Origin of the sequence: Sphingomonas sp. CFBP 13603 (assembly GCF_014892665.1) — a bacterium.
GTDB lineage: Bacteria > Pseudomonadota > Alphaproteobacteria > Sphingomonadales > Sphingomonadaceae > Sphingomonas.
The window spans coordinates 138,548-157,561 of record NZ_JADBIA010000006.1 but is presented as its reverse complement, the minus strand read 5'-3'; the positions used below and the strand labels follow the sequence as shown (position 1 = coordinate 157,561).

The 19,014-nt window shown below is 65.1% G+C and carries 13 protein-coding genes; 2 read left to right on the top strand and 11 right to left on the bottom strand.

The window, feature by feature from the left end; translation table 11 throughout:
* Window positions 1–30 precede the first annotated feature (30 nt).
* From IFR23_RS11580 to IFR23_RS11545, 8 genes are all read right to left on the bottom strand, one after another.
* Window positions 31–3,024, bottom strand: a complete 2,994-nt coding sequence (locus IFR23_RS11580) for a TonB-dependent receptor (protein ID WP_192976041.1) — start codon at window positions 3,022–3,024, stop codon at window positions 31–33.
* 80 nt (window positions 3,025–3,104) lie between these two features.
* A complete protein-coding gene (locus tag IFR23_RS11575) occupies window positions 3,105–3,959 on the bottom strand; it encodes a FecR domain-containing protein (protein WP_192976040.1) in 855 nt (284 codons plus the stop codon).
* Window positions 3,956–4,519: a sigma-70 family RNA polymerase sigma factor gene (locus IFR23_RS11570; RefSeq protein WP_192976039.1), complete on the bottom strand. Its 564-nt coding sequence runs from the start codon at window positions 4,517–4,519 to the stop codon at window positions 3,956–3,958. The genes IFR23_RS11575 and IFR23_RS11570 overlap by 4 nt, the downstream gene beginning before the upstream one ends.
* A 265-nt stretch (window positions 4,520–4,784) precedes the next feature.
* On the bottom strand, window positions 4,785–5,735 hold the full coding sequence (locus tag IFR23_RS11565) for a glycerophosphodiester phosphodiesterase family protein (protein ID WP_244655624.1): 951 nt from the start codon (window positions 5,733–5,735) through the stop codon (window positions 4,785–4,787).
* 17 nt (window positions 5,736–5,752) lie between these two features.
* The gene (locus IFR23_RS11560) at window positions 5,753–8,515 is read right to left on the bottom strand and encodes a TonB-dependent receptor (RefSeq protein WP_192976038.1); all 2,763 of its coding nucleotides are present in this window, start codon (window positions 8,513–8,515) and stop codon (window positions 5,753–5,755) included.
* A 108-nt stretch (window positions 8,516–8,623) separates the two neighbouring features.
* Window positions 8,624–9,757 carry an ROK family protein gene (locus tag IFR23_RS20545; RefSeq protein ID WP_192976037.1) on the bottom strand — a complete coding sequence of 378 codons (1,134 nt, stop codon included), beginning with the start codon at window positions 9,755–9,757 and terminating at the stop codon, window positions 8,624–8,626.
* A gap of 96 nt (window positions 9,758–9,853) precedes the next feature.
* The gene (locus IFR23_RS11550; protein ID WP_192976036.1) at window positions 9,854–10,756 is read right to left on the bottom strand and encodes a glycerophosphodiester phosphodiesterase family protein; all 903 of its coding nucleotides are present in this window, start codon (window positions 10,754–10,756) and stop codon (window positions 9,854–9,856) included.
* Between the two features lie 65 nt (window positions 10,757–10,821).
* Complete coding sequence (locus IFR23_RS11545) at window positions 10,822–13,356, bottom strand: TonB-dependent siderophore receptor (RefSeq protein WP_192976035.1); 2,535 nt, start codon at window positions 13,354–13,356, stop codon at window positions 10,822–10,824.
* 216 nt (window positions 13,357–13,572) lie between these two features.
* Between IFR23_RS11545 and IFR23_RS11540 the strand changes: the two genes are divergently transcribed.
* Window positions 13,573–14,730, top strand: coding sequence for an ROK family protein (locus IFR23_RS11540; RefSeq protein WP_192976034.1), 1,158 nt, complete (start codon window positions 13,573–13,575; stop codon window positions 14,728–14,730).
* Here IFR23_RS11540 and IFR23_RS11535 read toward each other — a convergent pair.
* From IFR23_RS11535 to IFR23_RS11525, 3 genes are all read right to left on the bottom strand, one after another.
* Entirely contained in the window at window positions 14,699–15,931 is a 1,233-nt protein-coding gene (locus tag IFR23_RS11535) for a hypothetical protein (RefSeq protein ID WP_192976033.1), read from the bottom strand. The two genes, IFR23_RS11540 and IFR23_RS11535, sit on opposite strands and share 32 nt — an antisense overlap.
* 338 nt (window positions 15,932–16,269) lie before the next feature.
* Window positions 16,270–16,743, bottom strand: coding sequence for a PaaI family thioesterase (locus tag IFR23_RS11530; RefSeq protein ID WP_192976032.1), 474 nt, complete (start codon window positions 16,741–16,743; stop codon window positions 16,270–16,272).
* Between the two features lie 9 nt (window positions 16,744–16,752).
* A complete protein-coding gene (locus IFR23_RS11525; RefSeq protein WP_192976031.1) occupies window positions 16,753–18,222 on the bottom strand; it encodes an efflux transporter outer membrane subunit in 1,470 nt (489 codons plus the stop codon).
* Between the two features lie 86 nt (window positions 18,223–18,308).
* On the opposite strand from IFR23_RS11525, the gene IFR23_RS11520 reads away from it, so the two are divergent.
* The gene (locus IFR23_RS11520) at window positions 18,309–18,926 is read left to right on the top strand and encodes a TetR/AcrR family transcriptional regulator (protein WP_192976030.1); all 618 of its coding nucleotides are present in this window, start codon (window positions 18,309–18,311) and stop codon (window positions 18,924–18,926) included.
* The last annotated feature ends 88 nt before the right edge of the window (window positions 18,927–19,014 follow it).

Below are 19,014 nucleotides of genomic sequence, written 5' to 3'. Positions count from 1 at the left end.
TCCGCGGCGGGAACGCCGCGGACGTGGAGCTCAAAAACTGGTCGTCACGCCGAAGGTGAAGATGCGGCCGCTCCGGGTGTAGACGAGCGTCCGGTCGGTGGAGAGGTCGGTAAACTGCTCGATTGGCCGGTTGGTGACGTTGATCCCCTCGACGACGAAGCGCAGGTTCTTGACCGGGCTGTAGCGGACCTGGAAATCGACGTTGTTGGTTGGGCGGATGCCGTCACCGACATTCGCGTTGCCGCCTGCGCCCGTCAGATACCGGCTGCGATAGGCGGTCGAGACACGCGCGCCGAAGCGTTCGGTCTCGAAATAGAGCGTCGCGTTGGCCGCCCATTTCGACAGATTGTAGAGCGGGATGCTTTTGACGACACCGTTGTAGACCGCGGTCTGGTCACCATCGATCCAGGTGCCGTTCGCGACGATGCCGAACCCGTCGAACGGCGCGGGCAGGAAGGTGAAGTCGTGCTGGAATGCCGCCTCGATACCCTTGATGCTGGCCCCGTCCCCGTTGATCGGGCGCGTGTAGTTGTACGGCGTCGTACCGTCCTGACTCGGCAACAGCAGCGAGACCGGGAAGCCCGTCGCGCTATAGGGAACCTGCGACGTCTCCGACGTGATGAAGCTGTTAAGGTCCTTCCAGAAGAAGCCGACCGACGCGAAGCCGTTGCGGTCCATGTAATATTCGAGGCCGGCCTCCGCCGAAGTCGACCGGAACGGCTGGAGATTGGGGTTTCCGACGGAGACGGACCCACCGAACGGCGCCACGGTCAGCGTCCCCGCTGCGGCAAGTTGAGGAAGGCCAGGCCGATTGACGTTGCGGCTGGCGGAAGCGCGCGCGATCAGCTTCGGCGTGATGTCGAGCGCGACGTTGAGCGCGGGCAGCCAATCGTCGTTGCTGGTCCCGACCGTGACCGGCTGGAGCGTGGTCACGCCGTTGGTCGCGGTGGCCAGCGACCCGCTCGAGACCAGGTCGGTGTGATAGTAGCGGACGCCGGCATTACCGCGCAGCCGCATCGAGCCGATGTCGGTATCGAGATCGAGCTGCGTGAAGCCCGCCCAGGTCTTTTCCCGAATGCGAAAGTCGCTGCCCGCGGTCAGGTTGGCGGCGGTCAAATCCCGGTTGTTGCTGAGCAGCGCGTAGATCCCGGCGATATCGCCGCCGATATACGGGAGCAGACTGTCGCGGTTGATGACGTATTTCAGCGCGTCGGGTATCGCGCGATCGCTGGTCGCCGCCGTGCCGTAGAAGATGTTGGTGAGATACTGATACCCGCTGTTCGTGAAGCGCTTGTACTCGCCGCCAACCTCAAGCTTCAGGATCGGCGTGAGGTCATAGACCGCCTGGAGCTGACCGTTGAGATAGTCGCTCTTGATCATGTTCTCCTGCGTGACCAACCGCTGGACGTTCCAGTTCGCCGGGTTGGTGAGGTCGAAACCGTAGGTGTTCACGGGAATCGTCGGCTGCATGTCGAAACTGAACGCGGTGTTGCGCGCCTGCAGGAAGATCTTGTCGAACGTCGGCTGGACGAAATTCGACTTCTGGTACCCGCCCAACGCGGTCAGCTTCAGCCGATCGCCGACGTCCCAGCTCACATTCGCCACCGCCTGGTAAAAGTCGGTCTGGTTCTCGACGCGATGATGCTCGGTGCGCTGATCGATGCCAGTGTAGCTGGCGGCAACGAGCGAATTGCCCTGGATCGTCGCGGACCGGATCACCTGTGTGCCACTGACGTTGCCGGTCAGCGCGTTGTAGCCGCCTGCCGCGATCGCCCAGTCGTCGCGCTTGTCGGCGAGGTGTCCGTACAGCAGGTCGACGTCGATCTTGAGATTGTCGCCAGGATGATATTGCAGCGCGCTCGTGACGCCGATCCGCTCGCGATCGGTGTACCAGGTCGACGGCGATTGTGCCTGGGGGGCGAAGATCGTGCCGCCGCGCAGCAGCGCCCGCGTCGGCGCGTCGATCTCGGGCCCGATATTGTTCGCGCCGTAGGTAACCTTCCCCCAGTTCCAGTTGCGATAGCCATATTCGTTGTTGCGAACCTTCGAATAGGCGACCGAGACGAGCGCACCGAAATCGCCCTGACGCTGCGAGAACAGGCCGACGAGGCGCGGGGTGACGCCGCTGGTCTGGTCGTTGGTCTGGCCCTTTGCGGACAGCACGATCTTCTGGCCGTCATAGTCGAACGGCTTGGCGGTGAAGAGCTGCACCGTGCCGGCAATGCCGCCCTCGTCCTGGTTGGCGGCGTAGCTTTTCTGGACGCTGACGCGGTTGAACAGCTCGGAGGCGAACAGGCTGAAATCGAAGCCGCGGCTGCGGCTGACGTTGCCGCGGTTGTCCATGCCGGAGGCGGTGTTGCCGAGCACTTCCATGCCGTTGAGCTGCGTGCGGGTGAAATCCGGGCCCAGGCCGCGCAGGGCGATCTGACGTCCCTCACCCGTGTCGCGCGTGATCGCGACACCGGGCACGCGTTGCAGCGCCTCGGCAAGGTTCATGTCGGGAAATGCGGCGATGTCGGATGCGACGATGTTGTCCTCCGTGCCGACCGCGCGACGCTTCAGGTCCTGCGCGGCAAGCAGGCTGCTGCGATAGCCGTTGATGACGATATCTGGGGCGCCCTCCGGCGTTTCACGCGAAAGCGTGGTAGCTTGCGTCGCACCGGCTGCAATGACTGGAGCGCGCGCGCTGACGGTGCTCGGCGCCGACGGTGCCTGGTCCCGGCGGAGGATCGTCACGCCGTTGCTCTCGACCGGACGCAGCCCCGTACCACGTAGCAGCATCGCGAGCGCTCCCGACGTAGTGAGCCGCCCACTGACGCCCTCCGTCCGCTGCCCGTGAATGAGTGCGGGCGCGGCGATAACCTGCATGCCCGTGGCGCTCGAATAGGCCGACAGCGCCTGCGCCAGATCGCCCGCCGGAATGGCGAACATTCGTGCCCCCGTCGACTGTGCATCCGCTACCGTCGGTGCGGCTAGAGCGAACGCTACCAAGGCCAGTGCCGACGTTCCATGAAACCGCGTCATCATATTCCCCCGTCTTGGCGCCATCGGACGCCACCCAGAGGGAAGACGGTGGAGGCCACCAAATCCGGACAGTGTTTTTTTCAGTCCGCGGTTTCGAGCGCCAACGCCCCCTGCCGCTCGACTACCGTAAAGCCGAACCCGCTGCCGATTGCCTTCAATAGCTGATGCGGACGGTCGGTGCGGAACCGCCCGAACACCGTCGTCGATGCCAGCGGTTCCCGCGGACGTGCGATCCTGACGCCCCCCTGCCGGTCGAGAACCTCGACCAAGTCGTCCAGGCGCATGCCAGTCGTGTCGATCCAGCCCTTGCGCCAGTCGGGCAACGCCGGATCGAACGTCGTCGGCACCGCCGCCACGCCACCGCGTACGACGCTGCGGTAACCGGCGCGGACCACGACGCCACGCGGCGTCCCTACCGGATCGAAGCCGACCGCGCCGCGATAGACCGCCAGCGCTATCTGTGTCCGGGTCAGGTCGAGGTCGAACGCGGTGCCGAGGACGCGTGTCTCGGTGGCGCCGGCGCGTACGACGAAGGGATGCGCAACGTCATGCCGCACGTCGAAGAACGCCTGTCCCGCAAGCAATTCGGCACGGCGCTGTCCGTCGGCATAGACAACCCGAAGCCTGGTCGCGCCATTGAGTGCGACGGTCGAGCCGTCCGCCAGTGTCACGGTCGAGCGTTCCCCTGCACGGGTGGCGAACATGCGCGTCGCAACCCGCGGCGCGGTCGGTGTCCCAACGAACCCGTCACTGGCCATGAACAGCAGGGCAATGGCGACCGGGGCCGTCGCTACGGCCGCGATAGCCGATCGCCGTCGACGCCGAAGCGACCGGACCTGCTCGTCGGACAGTCGGCCGCACCGCATCGCCGCCGTTTGCAGTGCATCGGCAAGCGCGGCTTCGCTCACCGATGTTGCGCCACCCGCTACGGTCACGCGCCGGCCTCCATCGTGAAGCCGCGCTTGGCAAGCGCGCTGCGGAGGTCCTGAAAGGCGCGGACGACGTGCTTCTCGACGGCCGCCATGCTCATGTCGAGACTTCGGGCGATCGTATCGGTCCTCAGCCCGTCGAGGCGCTTGCGCAGGAAGATTTCGCGGCGCAGCGGCGGCATGCGCTCGAGCGCGTCCGCCATGATCACCACGGCGCGACGGAAGGCCAGCACCCGGTCGGCAGTGGGTTGCGGACAGGCGATCGCCTCATCCAGTTCGACATGCGCAGACCGTCGTGCGGCGCGGTGATGATCGAGCAGCAGGTTGCGCGCGATCGAAAAACACAGCGCCTTCATGTCGTTGACCCGCGCGGTCGCCTGATAGGCGAACAGGCGCAGATAGGTTTCCTGCACCACATCGTCGCCATCGGCATGGTGAGCCAGCCGACCTTGCACGAAACGCCGCAATGCGCCCGCCAGTTCGGCGTCCGGATACTCCAGCGCCAGCGTATGCTCGGGTAACGAGCGTATGCCGATACCGTCGACAGGAAATGCTCTGCTGCTCACCACGCCCCCGTCTGCAGTTCCGGAGCGTCCTATGAGACGATCATGAAGCCAGGATGACAGCGGCGGAAATCGTTCACCAGTATGCGCCAATCGTCGACTGACGACACGAGTATGGACATTCAGGTGCCCTGCCCTCCACCTATGGCGTTCATCTTGGTTGGCATTTTGGGATATGCCAGCATTCTGTCCTGCCCGACTGTGTTCGCAGCGGTGGACTGAGTTGATACATACCTATCCAAACATCCTGGGAGAACGGAGATGGTGATTACCGCATGAGGTAGCGCCGGAGCGCCTCGGGTTCGTCGGTCTGGACTATACCGACACCCGCGCGTTGCAGGCGTCCCCATACTGCGTCGGGATCGCGCAAGGCATCGACGTCGCCGCCATAACCGCCAATGAATCCTTCCCACAGCGTGTTGGCCCACACGCGACCATGTGCAGCACGAGCAGCGGCAGCAACGCTAGGCAAAGCAGCGGCTGGCATGCGCGGCACTTCGACGCCGATCGGACGCCGCCCGCCCGACGCTTGGCGCGTGACGATCGCAGCCAGGTCCGCACCCTGCGCATCGCCGCTCGAAAGGATCGGCATGAACGGTACGCGGTCGTACGGCGCCATCGCGGCCAGCGGCGCGCTGCCGATCCCCGCGACCGTCTTCACGATGACCCGGTCGGTCGCGCCGGCACGGACGACGGCATCGATCACCTCGGCATAGATCGCGTCCTTGATGTCCAGGTTCAGCACGATCCGGTTGCCGGCGTGCGCCAATATCTCGTCGAGCGTCGGAACCTGCTGATCGGTAAGCCCAGCGCCCTTCTCGCCTTCGTTGTCGCGCAGGCGTAGTGCCTTGATCTGAGAGAGCGTCAGGTGATCGACCGCGCCGGTCCCGTTGGTGGTCCGATCGACCGTCGCGTCGTGAATCATCACCAGATGGCCGTCGCGGGTTCGCCGCACATCGGTCTCCATGATGTCGATGCCCATCGCCACGCAGTGATCGAGCCCCACCCGCGAATTTTCCGGTGCGCTCGGCAAGGCGTGGCCCGGCGCCGGATTATGGCATCCGCGATGGGCCGCGATCAGCAGGCGCCCGTTCGGATCGAGCAGCGCCGCGTGGATCTCCCGTACGGTCCGCGGCGGAGCCGGAGCAGCCGCAACGGACACCACCGGCATTGCAGCGAGAATAAGCAGGGACAATGTCCCGAAACGCGATCGTGTCATGTCGGACCTTTCGGAGATCAGAATTTGGGCGTGAAACGGAGGCCCAGCCAGAACGTCGTCGGGACCGAATAGCTATCCTTGAGCAAATTCTTGTCCGGGCCGGCAAAGCTCGTGAGGCGAGTGTGCGTCAGGTTGCTCACCTGGCCGATCACCGCGACGCCGTTCCGCAGCGTATAGTTCGCGGTCAAATCGATCTGCTCGCGCGGCGCCCAGTACAGATCCTGCCAATAGATATCGTTGATGATCGTGCGCAGCGCCCTGCCCTGCCGATTATACGCCGCCCGCAGTTCCAGGCCGTGCTTCGCATAGAACACGCTGGCGTTGAGCGTACTGTCGGGCTGGCCGACGAGGCGATCGATGCTACGCGCGACGCCACTGCTGCTGAGCACGTCGATCCGGCCGCGTAGCAATGCCGCGTTCGCACTGACGCCGAAACCGTTCAGCAGCGGGTGGATGAACTCGAGCGAGTTGAGAACCGCGTTCGCCTCGATCCCCTTGATGCTCGCCTTGGTCGCGTTGGTCGGCTTGGTCACGACCGCGTTGACGTAGTTCACGCCTTCATAGGTGTAGCCAACCGAGGCCGCGTTGAAGATCTCGTCCTTGATGTCCTTGTAGAACGCCGCGAGCGACACGATCCCGCCATAGCGGCTCGACAGGGTCCAGTCGGTGGCGAGGTCGAGATTGGTCGAACGGCGCGGCTTGATGTCCGGGTTGCCGATCGTGACGTTGACGCCCGTCGCCGCGCCGTTGCCGAGATCGCTCGCATTGACGAAGCCGATCGAACTGCGCGCGGCATAGCTGTCATAGCTCGGCCGCCCGATCGTCTGGCTCGCCGCGGCGCGCAGGTCGATGGCGCGCGTCGCGTGCCAGGTCGCTATCGCTGAAGGCAGGACGTAGGTGTAGCTAGACTTGGTCGGCTGATCGACGAACACGCCGTTGCGCCTAATCCGCCCGACTGTCGACTGGTCGGTGTGATCGAGATGCACGCCGGCTTGCGCGTTGATGGCCGACGAAGCGTAGCTCGCCAGCGCATAACCACCGGCAATCTTCTCGACGTGGCGGAAATCATCCTGGTTGTTGTAGTTCGACTGATCGGTGGTGTTCAGGATCGATCCGGGCTGCGCAATGATGTCGCGGACCGAGGCAACCGGATCGATCGTGAGCAGGTACAGCCCGTTCGAATAGTTGAGCGGCGCGCCGCCCGGCCCGACCGCGGTCGCCAGGCCGATTACCCGGCCGGTCGTGTTGGGTGCCTGGTCGATCCGGTCGAGATTGAACTTGGGGCGATCGTCGGTGTAGCTCGCGCCCGCCGCAAAGCCGATGCCGTCCGCATCGGCACCTTGGTTGAAGGCATAATCGAGCCGGCCCGTCAGCACTGTGTCGCTCGCGTGCCGCTCGCCGTTCGGTCGGTAATAGAGCAGGCTGTAGTTCGAGAGATTGTTGTAGGCCGCCGGATCGACCGCGAACTTCTGGTCGAGCTTGCTGGTGTCGTAGGCGAACGCGAAGTTGGACGTCGCAGTCGGTGTCGCCCCCGCCGTGCCGGGCGCCGGCCGCGCGACGCCGGTAGCGTATTTGATCATCTGGAACACTTCGTCATACGTCGCGCGCGATGCGCCACCCTTGAGCGACAGCGTCTTGCGATCACCGGGCCGCCACGTCAGCCCCGCCTGCGCGACGCGGGTCCGCGTAACGATGTCGGCATTCTCCCAGCCCACCTCGACGTCGCCGCCAGGATAGCTGCCCGAGGTCGCGGTCTGGTTGAGGACGGTACCGCGGTTGCGCGGATCGATCAGGACCTCGTTGCGGTCCATCTTGTCCTTGAAATAATAATAGCCGAGCGAGGCATAGGCTTCGAGCGCGTCGGTCGGGCGCGCCTCGAACTTGCCTGTCAGGCCGTAGCGGTCGCGCTTGTCCATCACGTACCAGTATTTGTCCTGCTGCGGCACCGCGAAGCCGTTGCCGAGATTGGCGCCGGTCTGAAGTTGCCCCGCCGCATTGTAGAAGGAATAGTGGATCGTATCGGTCGTCATGTGCGTGTCGGTGTAGCTGCTCAGCGTCTGGTAATTGCCCGACAGGACGACGCCGTACTGGTGGTTCGCGCCGAACGTCGTGCTGACCGTCGCACCGAGCCGCGTGCCGAAATCGGGCTGGTGGCGCGGCAAGCCGGTGTCGCTCGCATGGCCGAGCGAGGCTTCGGTCGTGACGAACGGCTTGCCGCCGCCTTCGAACGCGCTGCGCGTCACGATGTTGATCGCGCCACCGACCGCGTTCGGGTCGAGGTCGGCGGTGAACGTCTTCACCACCTGCAACTGGCTGATCATCGACGCGGGGAGAATGTCGAGACGCACCCCGCGCGAGATCGACCCGAGCGTCCCGTTGGGCGTTCCGGGCGAGGCGAGCTGCAACCCGTCGATCGTGACGTTGTTGTACGCCGGCCCAAGGCCGCGGATGACCGGTGTCGCCGCTTCGTCGCGGGGATGTTCGTTGTCGGTCGCGGGCAGCACCGACAGGCCGGGTATGCGCCGCAACGCCTCGACGATCGTCGCATCCGGCAACGCCCGGACGTCGTTGGATCCGATGACGTCGATGATGTTGGTCGCGTTGCGCTTGGCCTCGATCGCGACGTTGTTGGCGCGCCGGATGCCGGTGACGACGATCTCGCCGGACGTGTCCGCAGCCTGTGCCGGTACCGGCGCTGCAAGCTGCGCCGCCGCGGGAACCCCGATCGCGATCGAAGAGGTGCCGGCGAGCGCCAGCAGCCGAAGTGAATGATGTGCCATGTGATGATCCCTGCCCCGTTCGGCCGGCGTCGACTGCCCGCCCCCAGTGACGGCGCGGCTAGGCCCCGGTTGTGGCAGTTTTATTTATTTAATCGGAAATAAATCGGATCAGCGCGCGACATTCGGTGCGGCGAGTTGGTGGATCGGCAACAACGCCGCGCCAACCGCCGCCGCCCAGCTACCGAGCCGCGACACGTACACCGTGGGCCGCGGCAGATGCGGGAAGGCTGTCGCCCATTCCGCCCGCTCGAGGGCCTCGCCGAGCGCCCGAAGGATCGGCAGCGGCAGCGCTCCGGACACGACGATCGCCCCGGGATCGAGCCACGCGACCCCGCTGTCCGCCGCCACCGCGAGTTGCCGCCCGGCGCGCTCGACCCACGACGCGATCAGTGCCGCATGCGTGTCCTGATGGATCTCGACCTCGTTCAGCGCGTGGATCGCCGCACCCGCCGCCTGTAGCTCGGCGAGCAGATCGATCCCCGATGGGCGCGCCGATCCACCCGGGAACAGCCGGCCGATCTCACCGGCATTGCCGTGTTCGCCGCGCAGGATCGCGCGGTCGACGATGATCCCCCCGCCTACGCCGTGGCCGATGAAGAAGACGATCGCCGAGCTGCATGTCCGGATCAGCCCGCTGTCGTAATATTCGGCCAGCGCGGCGAGCGTCCCGTCATTCTCGATCCAGACCGGCAGCCCCAGATAATCCGCAAACAGCCGCTGCAGGTCGAGATCGCGCCAGCCCTGCAACCAGTCGACCGCCCAGCGCCGCGTCGGATCGCCCGCGAGCGTCGGCCCGGTCGCCGCCACGCCAAGCCCCAGAAAGCGCGATCGCAGCATCTTGTAGCTCATGCTCAGCCCGCGCAATCGCCGGTCCACGGCCTCGACGAACGCGCGCGGATCGGGGCTGTCGAACGGTTCCAGATCGCGGACGATCACGGTGCCGGTGAAATCGACCAGCGCAATCTCGAGCCAGCCCGGATGCACGGTCGCGCCCGCCGCATAGCCGCCCCGGCTCGAAATCCCGAGCGGCACGATCGGCCGCCCGCGACCACCGCGCTGGTCCTGGAGATGCTCCTCGACCAGCCCGAGCGCGATCAGCTCGCGGCTCAGCCGCGTGACCGCGCCATTGTGCATGTCGAGCCGGTCGGCGAGGGCCGTTCGCGCACTCGGGCCGGAAATCCGCAGATCCCAGACGATGCGTTTCTGATCCTCGGAGAGAAGTATTTCCGGCTTCGGGCGCACGCGATCATCCTGTCGGCTGGCAATACCGACGCCTTAGCCCGCCGAGTCCGTCGATGCTCGATTTACTTCACGCACGATCAGAAAATCATTGATCTTCTATTGTGCGGCGCGCGCGCGATAGGCGACCAACGGCTCGGGCTGGTTGGTCATGATCATCGCCGCGCCCGCCGCCCGCTGTGCACCCCAGACCGCATCCGGATCGGTCAGCGCCCGAGCATCGTCGAAACCCGCATTGTCGGCGGGGAACATCGTCGCGGTCCATAGCCGCACGTTCCCGCGCGCGGCAGCAGTCTGTTGCAGCCAACCGGCATCGCCCCATTTCACATGCGCCCATCCCGCCGGGTTCGACGTACACCGCCGCGCAGCAGGAGACAGCGGACCGTCCTTCCCGAACATGATCGGGATTGTCGTCACGCGGTGGCGGAACGGGGCGATCGCGTCGGCCAGCTTGGCGTCGTTGCATTCGTAGAAGAAGATCGCTTGGTTCGCCATGTGCGCCCGCTCGATATGCGCGAAGGTCTCGCGCTGGCTGCCGTCCTTGACGTCGAACACGATCATCACGCGCCCCTTCGCCGCCTTCAGATACTGGTCGAGCGTCGGAATACGTTGATCGGTCAGCGGTGCGTCCTTGCCGCCGTGCCCGGCCCTGAGCCGAAGCGCCGCCAGTTCTGCCCAGTCGTGATCCGCAACCGGTCCGGATCCGTTCGTGGTGCGATCCAGCGTCTCGTCGTGGACGATTACCGCGACACCGTCGCGGCTGTGCCGGACGTCGAGCTCGACCGCATCGACGCCGAGCGCCACGCAGGCGGACAGTCCGGCAAGCGAATTTTCGGGCGCCGGATGCCAGCATCCGCGATGCGCAACCACGATCAAGTGGGACGATGACGGATCGGCCAGCGCACGCCGCGTGACGGCGAGACCGTCGCTACGCGCGTTGACGGGCGTGACGGTGGACAGAAGCATCGCCGCCGTAGCGGGCAGGACGGTACGAAGGGACATGACGGACTTTCGAAAAGGAGGACGCACCGCCATCGCGGCGATGGCAGCGCGAACCTGGTTGGAAATCACCAGCGCTTGGTGAGCGACACGGTGAAGTTGCGGCCGAAGATCGAGCGGCCGACCGTCGCATCGGCGACTCCGCCCGTCCCGATCGTCGCGGCGCGCGCGTTACCCTCAGTCAGGCCAACGACGTCGAACAGGTTGCTGACCTGTCCGCGAACCTCCAGTCCGGAAACTTCGATCGACGCGCCAAGATCGACCGACGAATAGGCAGGCAGGCGGCTGAGGTTGGACGCGTCCTGGAAGCGACGACCGATCGTGTAGAAGCTGCCGTAGAGCCTCGCCTTCGCCTCACCGAAGTCGACCGCATAGGATGGTGTCACGGTCAACTGGACACGCGGGACGCGGGCGATGTCGCCACCCTGCGAGCTTTGCGCATTCGTGCCAGTGAGCGTGTCGACGCTGATGATCTTGGGGTTCTGCCACATCCCCACCGCCGTCACGTCGAAGCCCGCGAACGGCGAAACCACCGCCTCGAGTTCGACGCCGTAGGTCCGCGTGTCGTAGATGATGTTGGCGTTAGTGATCGCCCCGTCCGCCGCGGCGACCTGCGTACCACCGTTCAGCTTGTCGAATTCCGACCAGAAACCGGTGGTCGTCACGCGCAGGCCGGGCAGCGCGTATTTGAAGCCCGCCTCCGCCTGCTGTACATTCGCGACCGGCAACGGATCCGTCGAACCCGGCAGCGTCGCACCGCCCAGGATCGTGTCGAAGCGTGGATAGCTGAAGCTGCGCGTGTAGCGGCCGAAGACGTTCGCGTTGGGGGCGAAGATATACCCGCTGCCGACCGTCCAGCTGGTGCCCTTCAGATTCTCCGACCGAGCCACGGTGCGGACCACGCCCTGCACGGTTCGCGCGGCAATCGCGCCGGTCGGATCGGCGTTGACGGTGCCGAGGACACCCTGCACGCCGTCCTGCTTGCGCGAGACGCGACGAACACCGGCGTCAATCGACCAGGCGGGCGTCACCTCCCAAGTATCTGCAAGGTAGAAGGCGACCGACCGGCCGTCGAGCGAACCGCTTTGCCCGCCTGCGCCGTAGCTGATGAAGCCGTTCTCGGTGACGCGACCGACCACCTGCCCCGCCGCGTTCAATGCCTGCACGTCGAGCGCGGTCGGCTGGTTCTTTACATTCACCAGCAGCGCATTGAGCGACTGGTCCTGCGCATAGCGATAGTCGCTGTAATACACGCCCGCGGTCAGCGCATGGCTGCCGATCGGCGTCTCCAGCGTCTTGTTCAGATACACGTCGCCGGCATCGTAGCGCAGTCGCGTGCGGATGCTGGCGACGGTGTTGGCCATCACCAGGTTCGCAGTCGTCGCGGGGTCGTAGACGGTGTTGGTGCCCGCCACGACATAGCGCAGCGATGAGACCCCCGACCCGAACGCGGTGCGCGCCGACGCCAGGCGTCCGGCGAGGAAAGACGATGCGGTCACGGGCCCGCCGTTGAGGATCGAATCGAACCCGGTCGTCCCTTCAGTGTGGCGATACGTCCCGGTCAGCCGGAAGCCACTTCCGAGCTCATGATCCGCACCCAACGTCGCCGTCCAGACGTCCGGATGGATGCCGTCGCGCAGGTCGCGCTTGATCGTGTTCGCGCGGCCGTTGGCGTCGAGAGTCCGCAGCGTTACTCGTTGAAATGCCGCCGAACTGAGCGTGCCGTTGCGCGGATCGATCAGGGTCTCCAGCGATCCGCCCGATACCGGATCGACCAGCGGGACCGCCGTGTAGAATATGCTGCGATCGTTGAGATATTTGAAGTCGCCCCAGATCCGGCCGCCGTCGAGCTTATAGGTCGCACCGACCTTGAACTGGCCGCCTGCGTCGGCATTGTCGAAGCCCGGATTGCGCAGGCCGTCGTCGCGCCGATAGAAGCCGCTGACGCTCGCCATCAGCCGGTCGGTGATCGGCCCCGAGATCATCACGTCGGTCCTTGCGCGGTTGCCCGTGCCCGACTCCAGCCGGATCGCGCCGGAATAGGTCGGCGTGCCGTGATTGGTGATGAAGTTGACGACGCCACCAGGCGCATTGTTGGAGAACAGCGGTGCGGTGCCGCCGCGAACGATTTCCGCGCGCTGCGTGTCGAGATCGACGCGGTAGAGCTCGTCGACGTTGAGGAAGCGTTCGGTGTTGCTCTCGAACAGCGGCATGCCGTCTTGGTTCAGGTCGATCAGCCGCCACCCGCTCCACGGCAGGCCACGGATGACGATGTTCTCGCCGCCGCCCTCGCCGCCCGACGCTTCGGCGGTGATCCCCGGCGTCGCGGCCAGCAGGTCGGCGACGCTGTGCGGTGCGGCCTGGTCGATCGTCGTGCGGTCAATCGTCGATACCGAATAGGGTGCGTCGAACTTGCGCTGCCGCGTCGACGTCCCCGTGACGACGATGTCCGCGCCAGCCTGTGCAGGATCGGTGCCGGCCTCCTGCGTCGCAGCCGGCGAGCCGGCGGGCCGATCCTGCGTCACCTCCTGCGCCAACGCCGGACAGGCCAATACAAACGGCGACGTCGCCGCCAACAGATAGCGCAAATACCGATAATTCATTGCCTTGCCCCTTTTGTCTCGATCCCGAGGCCCTTCCCGACGCATTCAGGCGCCATCGCTCCGTCCGACACATCGCTGTGCGGTCGGTTCGCTGCTGACGCGCCGCATGCCGCCGTGGAGACCCAGTCCCCCTCCGACCCGGTTGCGTTCCGTCACCGAACCGCTACCCTCTGATCGAATAGTATTCGCCTGCTATCGTAAAAGAGTGACAGTAGAATGACGTCGAAATTGCATGCTGCGCCGATCGGCCAGATCGAGCAGCCATCCTGGGTAAAACCGATCGGCAGCGGCGGACGCGCGCTGCTCGACCTCTTGGTCAAGCAGGGCAGCGCGGTGCAGGCGCATCTGCCCTTACGGCTGAACCTGTCGCAGCCGAGCATCGCGCGACTGGTGAACGGCTTTATCGACGACGGACTGGTGACTGCCTCCGCACGCAGCACCCCTGGGCGCGGCAATCCCAGCGTGACGCTACGGCTAGCACCCGACATCGCATATGGCCTGGGGATCGGCATCGTCGGCGACGCGCTGTCGATGGCGATCGTCGACCTGGCGGGACAGGTCCGTGGTACCCGCCGCATCCCGCTACAGGATCGCCGCCGCGCGGCCGTCGTGGCGCACCTTGATGCCATGCGGGACGACCTGGTCGTTTCATCCGGGATCGCCGCCGACCGGATCGTCGGGGCGGGCGTCGGCTTCGCGGGGTTCTTCGTCGAGGGTCCGTTACGCTTCAATCCCCCGGCGATCCTTGCCGACTGGATCGATGCGGACATCCCCGCCCTGCTGCGCCCCGCGCTCGGTGTGTCGGTGCTCTGCGACAACGTGGCGACGACGGCGGCGATTGCCGAGAGTCTGTTGGGGGTCGGTCGGGACTGTCCGACATTCGCCTATTGCCATCTCACCAATGGCTTCGGCGGCGGGCTGATCGCCGATGGCAAGCCGGTCCGCGGCGCGCTTGGCAACGCCGGCGATTTCGGCGGCGTCTGGTGGATGCTCGATCAGGGCTATCCCAATCTCGACCGGCTCCGCGCGCATGTCGCCGACGCGGGAACGCACTATGCGACGGTCGAGGATATGCTCGACGCGCTCGATAGCGAGACGCCTGGCGTGGAGGCATGGCTCAGCGAGGCGCAACGGCCGTTCACCTCGCTTGCCTTCCTGCTCGGCCACATCGTCGCGCCCGAGAAAGTGGTGATCGGCGGACGTCTGCCGGGCTGGCTGGCCGAACGGTTGGCGGCGCGCATCACGCTCCCACCAAGTCCGGAGCGGAACGGTCAGCCCTTCCGCCTGCCGCAGATCGTCGCGCGTCAGGTCGACGGCGATGCCGGCGCGATCGGCGCCGCACTCATGCCGCTACAGGCGGTGTTCTTCGCCTGAGCGGGAGTTCGGTCAGCGCAAGCACGATGCCGCCGACCGCAACGATGACCAGCGCGGCCAGCGCCGCAACCGGGTCACCGGCTTCATACGCATCAATCAACGGCGCGAGAAACAACGCCCCTGCCGCCATCGACACATGGGTCGTCAGGATCACCGCGCTGGCCACCATCCCGTCGCGCCGTGTCCCCGATGCCGCGTCGTCCATCGCGACGCGGGCGGCGCTCGTCCAGAGATGGACACCGACGATACCCAGGCCGGCACCGTGCGCGGCTGCCGCCAGAGCGCGTACCGGTACCCCGTCGCCAAACGTCACGAGCATCGCGCTTGCGAGTATGACGACGATGCCGGTCATCAGCGCGATGCGCTCGCCGAACGCGTCGACCAAGCGGCGCTGTGCGAACGGGCCCGCGACCGATCCCACGCAGAAAGCGGTCAGCATTGAGCCGCCAGCCTGCAGCATCCCGCCGTCGCTCGAGGGCGCGAAGATCAGAAGGCGGCTCATGGTCGGCAGAACCGCCGCGGCTACGACGAATCCCAGCAGAAGCTTGGGAAGCCCGGTCGGCCATGACGTTGCAGGCTCATCGGCGGTCGGTCGAACACACGGCCTGTCCGGGAACCGCAGTCCTCGAAGGCCGATCGCACTCGCTACGTTCAGACCGCCGATAACCGCAAACGCGATGACATCGGCAGCGCCCCGATACAGCAAAAGGTGGACCGACACAGCAACCACCCGCATCACACCGCTCAAAACAACCCGCAACCGCGCATAGCGTTTCGCATCGCTGTCATCATCGGGCAGCAGTGACCCAAGAGCATTTTGCGGAACATCCTGCGCCGCATAAACAATGCGAAACGCGAAAGCGATCACCGTCACTGCGACCGGATCGACGACGAGAAACTGTCCCGCAAACAATATGGCGGTGGCTATTGCCCCAAAGAGTTGCACCCGTACATAATCGAGACCGGTAGCCTTTCGTACCGTCAATAAAATCCCGACGCTAAGATTAGCCAGCGCTCCGGTCGACAGGAACAGCGCTAGCAGGATCGATACCGTCGTCCCGGAAAACCCAACGACACTGTGCAAATGCCACGCGAGCAACAAATCCGTCGTCGCCCACCCCAACGATCGCGCAGCGTGGGCAGTGGCAAAGCGGACATGATTACCCTTACCATCTAGAAATGTCTTCGGTGCGCAGGCCATGCAATCTGCTACTTTGCGACTATGAAACCCTAATGACGTGCGTGGAAGACCAATGGCAGCGTGCCGACGATGTATCAGAAACTTGGGGTTCCGCGGCAGGTAGGGTGACCCAGAAGCAGACGCTTGTGACCTCATATTCACTTCCCAAATCCGGCCGTTCGTTCATCCGGTTAGATGGCAACTTTCAAGGGAGACCAGAGACCGTTCGCTGCAACCAGTTCCCGTGGTCAGTATATGAGAGCCCCGCGAGTTGTAACGACATCCAAGCATCTGCATTTGCTGGATTGGCGTGACCGACCGGCAGCGGTACGCCAGGGTAAAACTGCAGCATCCAGACGTCACACGATATCGATTGCGGGTTTAGCGGGACGGAGTTCGAAGACGAGCAGGGTGGACGTCGCGGTGGCACAAATCTGTCCCTTTTCGTTGAACAACGTGGCCTCGGAGAAAGCCGCGCGGCCACCCATCGAGATCAGGCGCCCTACCGCTCTGATCTTGCCGCTGGCGTCGTTCAAGGAGCGGAGGAACGACACTTTCAGCTCCAGTGTCGTATATCCTAACCCTGGTTTCAGACCGGTGTGGGCGGCGATACCGCAGGCGCTGTCTAGGATCGCAGAGATATATCCGCCATGCACCGATCCCATCGGGTTGTAGGACGTGCCGTCGGGCGTGGCTTCGAATACGGCATGGCCACGTTCCGCTTCGACTAGATAGATACCCAACTTCTCGCCCAGAGGAGGTTGTCGTCCGCTAGCAAGCAGAGCACGAACCTGAGCAAGGCCGTCGGGATTTGTGAGGGCATCGGTCGTCATGGGTTATCCTCACATTGCAGGCGTCGATAAGGTCACTGGAGCAACTGGATCCCAGCCCCCGCCAAGCGCCCGGAACGACGCGACGGCACCACGACTGGCGGCTGCGCGTGCCTGGATCACCCCGTCCCGCGTTTCGAGCAGGCGACGATCCGCATCCAGGACCTCGATCAGGCTCGACACCCCGCCCTTGTAGGCCGCGAACGAGGCATCTCGCGCGCGGCTCAACGACGTCTCGCCCTGGCTGAGCATGGTGGACCGCGCTTCCTGTTGAACCAACGTCGAGAAGGCATCCTCGACATCCTGCGATGCGCGCAGGACGGCCAGACGATAGGCACCAAGCGCTTCCGCGTTCCGTCCTTTGGCGCTCTTCACCTCGGCATCGACGCGGCCGAAGTCGAACAGGCGCCAGCGTAGGCCCAGCACGCCGTTCGCCTGTGTCGCATTGCCGCCAAACAGGCCGCCAGCTGCGGTCGTCGCGGTGCCGAGCAGACCGCTCAGCGAGAATTTCGGGTAATATTCCGACATCGCGACGCCGATCCGTGCGTTCGACGCCGCCAGCGTTCGCTCGGCGGCGATGATGTCGGGACGACGGCGCAACAGGCTGGCCGGACCGCCCGCGGTCGCGATCGCCGGAGGAGACGGGATCGCGGTAACGACCGTGAATTCGGAGCGCGTCACGCCCGGCTGAACCCCGATGAGAATGTCGAGCGCGGTCAGCGCCATGTCGAGCTGGTTCTGGATCGCCGGGACCGATGCGCGAACCTGCGCCAGCGCCCCTTCCGCCTGCCGAAGTTGCAATTCGGCCGCCACGCCCTTGCGGTATTGCAGCGCGATCAGATCGACGAGACGCGCCTGCGTATCGGCCTGCGCGCGGGCAACGCCGAGCCGTGCCTGCAAGGCCCGTATCGCGATGTACGTGTCCGCCGTCTGCGCCGCGACCGCAAGACGCACGGCTACCGCAGCGGCGGCGGACGCCTGCCAGTCGGCCCGTGCCGCATCGCGCGAGGCGTCGCGCCCGCCAAAGACGTCGAGTTCCCAGCCTGCGCCGACATTGAGTTCGTAGGTTTCGGTCGAACGCTCGAACTGCGGAAACGCGCTGCCGATCCGGCCGATCGGTGTCTCCAGCGACTGATAGATCTCGCCCCCCTGCCCGCTGACCTGACCGGACGGAAGCAGGGCTGCGTTGGCGGTCTTCAGCGCAGCCCGCGCCTGCGCCACGCGCGCGCCGGCCTGTTGCAGATCGAGATTCTGTGCCAGCGCGCGCTCGACAAAACTGGTGAGCAACGGATCGTGAAACCGGCGCCACCAGTCGACGAGATCGGCTTGCCCTGCACCCGCCGACCTCGTGTCGACGGCGCCGGCGCCGACAAAGGCGGCCGGTGCGGACGCCACCGGCACCGCGTAGCGCGGCGCGGTCGTGCAGCCACTCACCGACAGCAGCGTCGTGGCCAGGGTAGCAGCAGAGCGGAAATGGCGCATGATCGACCTTCGATGACTCAGTCTATGACTAATGATCTATATGGTCATTGTTTGTCAACGGGCCGATGTCCCCCTATGACGCGGCGATGACCGATCCCGCTCCCCAATCCTCCCCGACGCGCGGCCCTGCCGAACATGCGGTCCGCGACCAGATCGTCGAAGCCGCAAACGACTGTTTCGCCCATTACGGATACAGCAAGACGACCGTCGCCGACCTCGCGCGCGAGATTGGGTTCTCGAAGGCCTATATCTACCGGTTCTTCGAGTCGAAGCAGGCAATCGGCGAGGCGATCTGCGGTGCGCGCCTCGAACAGATTTTGGCCGAAGCGCGCAAAGCCGTCGACGCGGGCGGCAGCGCGACCGACCGGTTTCGCCGCATGGTCAGGAGCATAACCACGCTCGGCGTCGCGCTGTTCTTCGAGGATCGCAAGATTTACGAGATCGCAGCCCTAGCCGCGTCGGAGCGCTGGGGGTCGGCGCAAGCCTATTCCCGGTCGCTCCAGGACATGATCCAGGAGATCGTCAGACAGGGCCGGGAAAACGGCGAGTTCGAGCGCAAGACGCCGCTCGATGAGACGGTCCGCTCGATCTATTACGCGATGACGCCGTTCATCGATCCGCTGCATCTGGAGCGCAATCTCGATCTGCTTCCCGACGCGCAGAACGAGGTCACCGGGCTCATCCTGAGAAGCCTCGCGCCGTAGACTTTTGCGATGTGACCAGTTGACAATATGGTCATAAGGCAACATTCGGATCCCGCTTCTGTGGAGGATCCGTGTGTCGAACCGACTG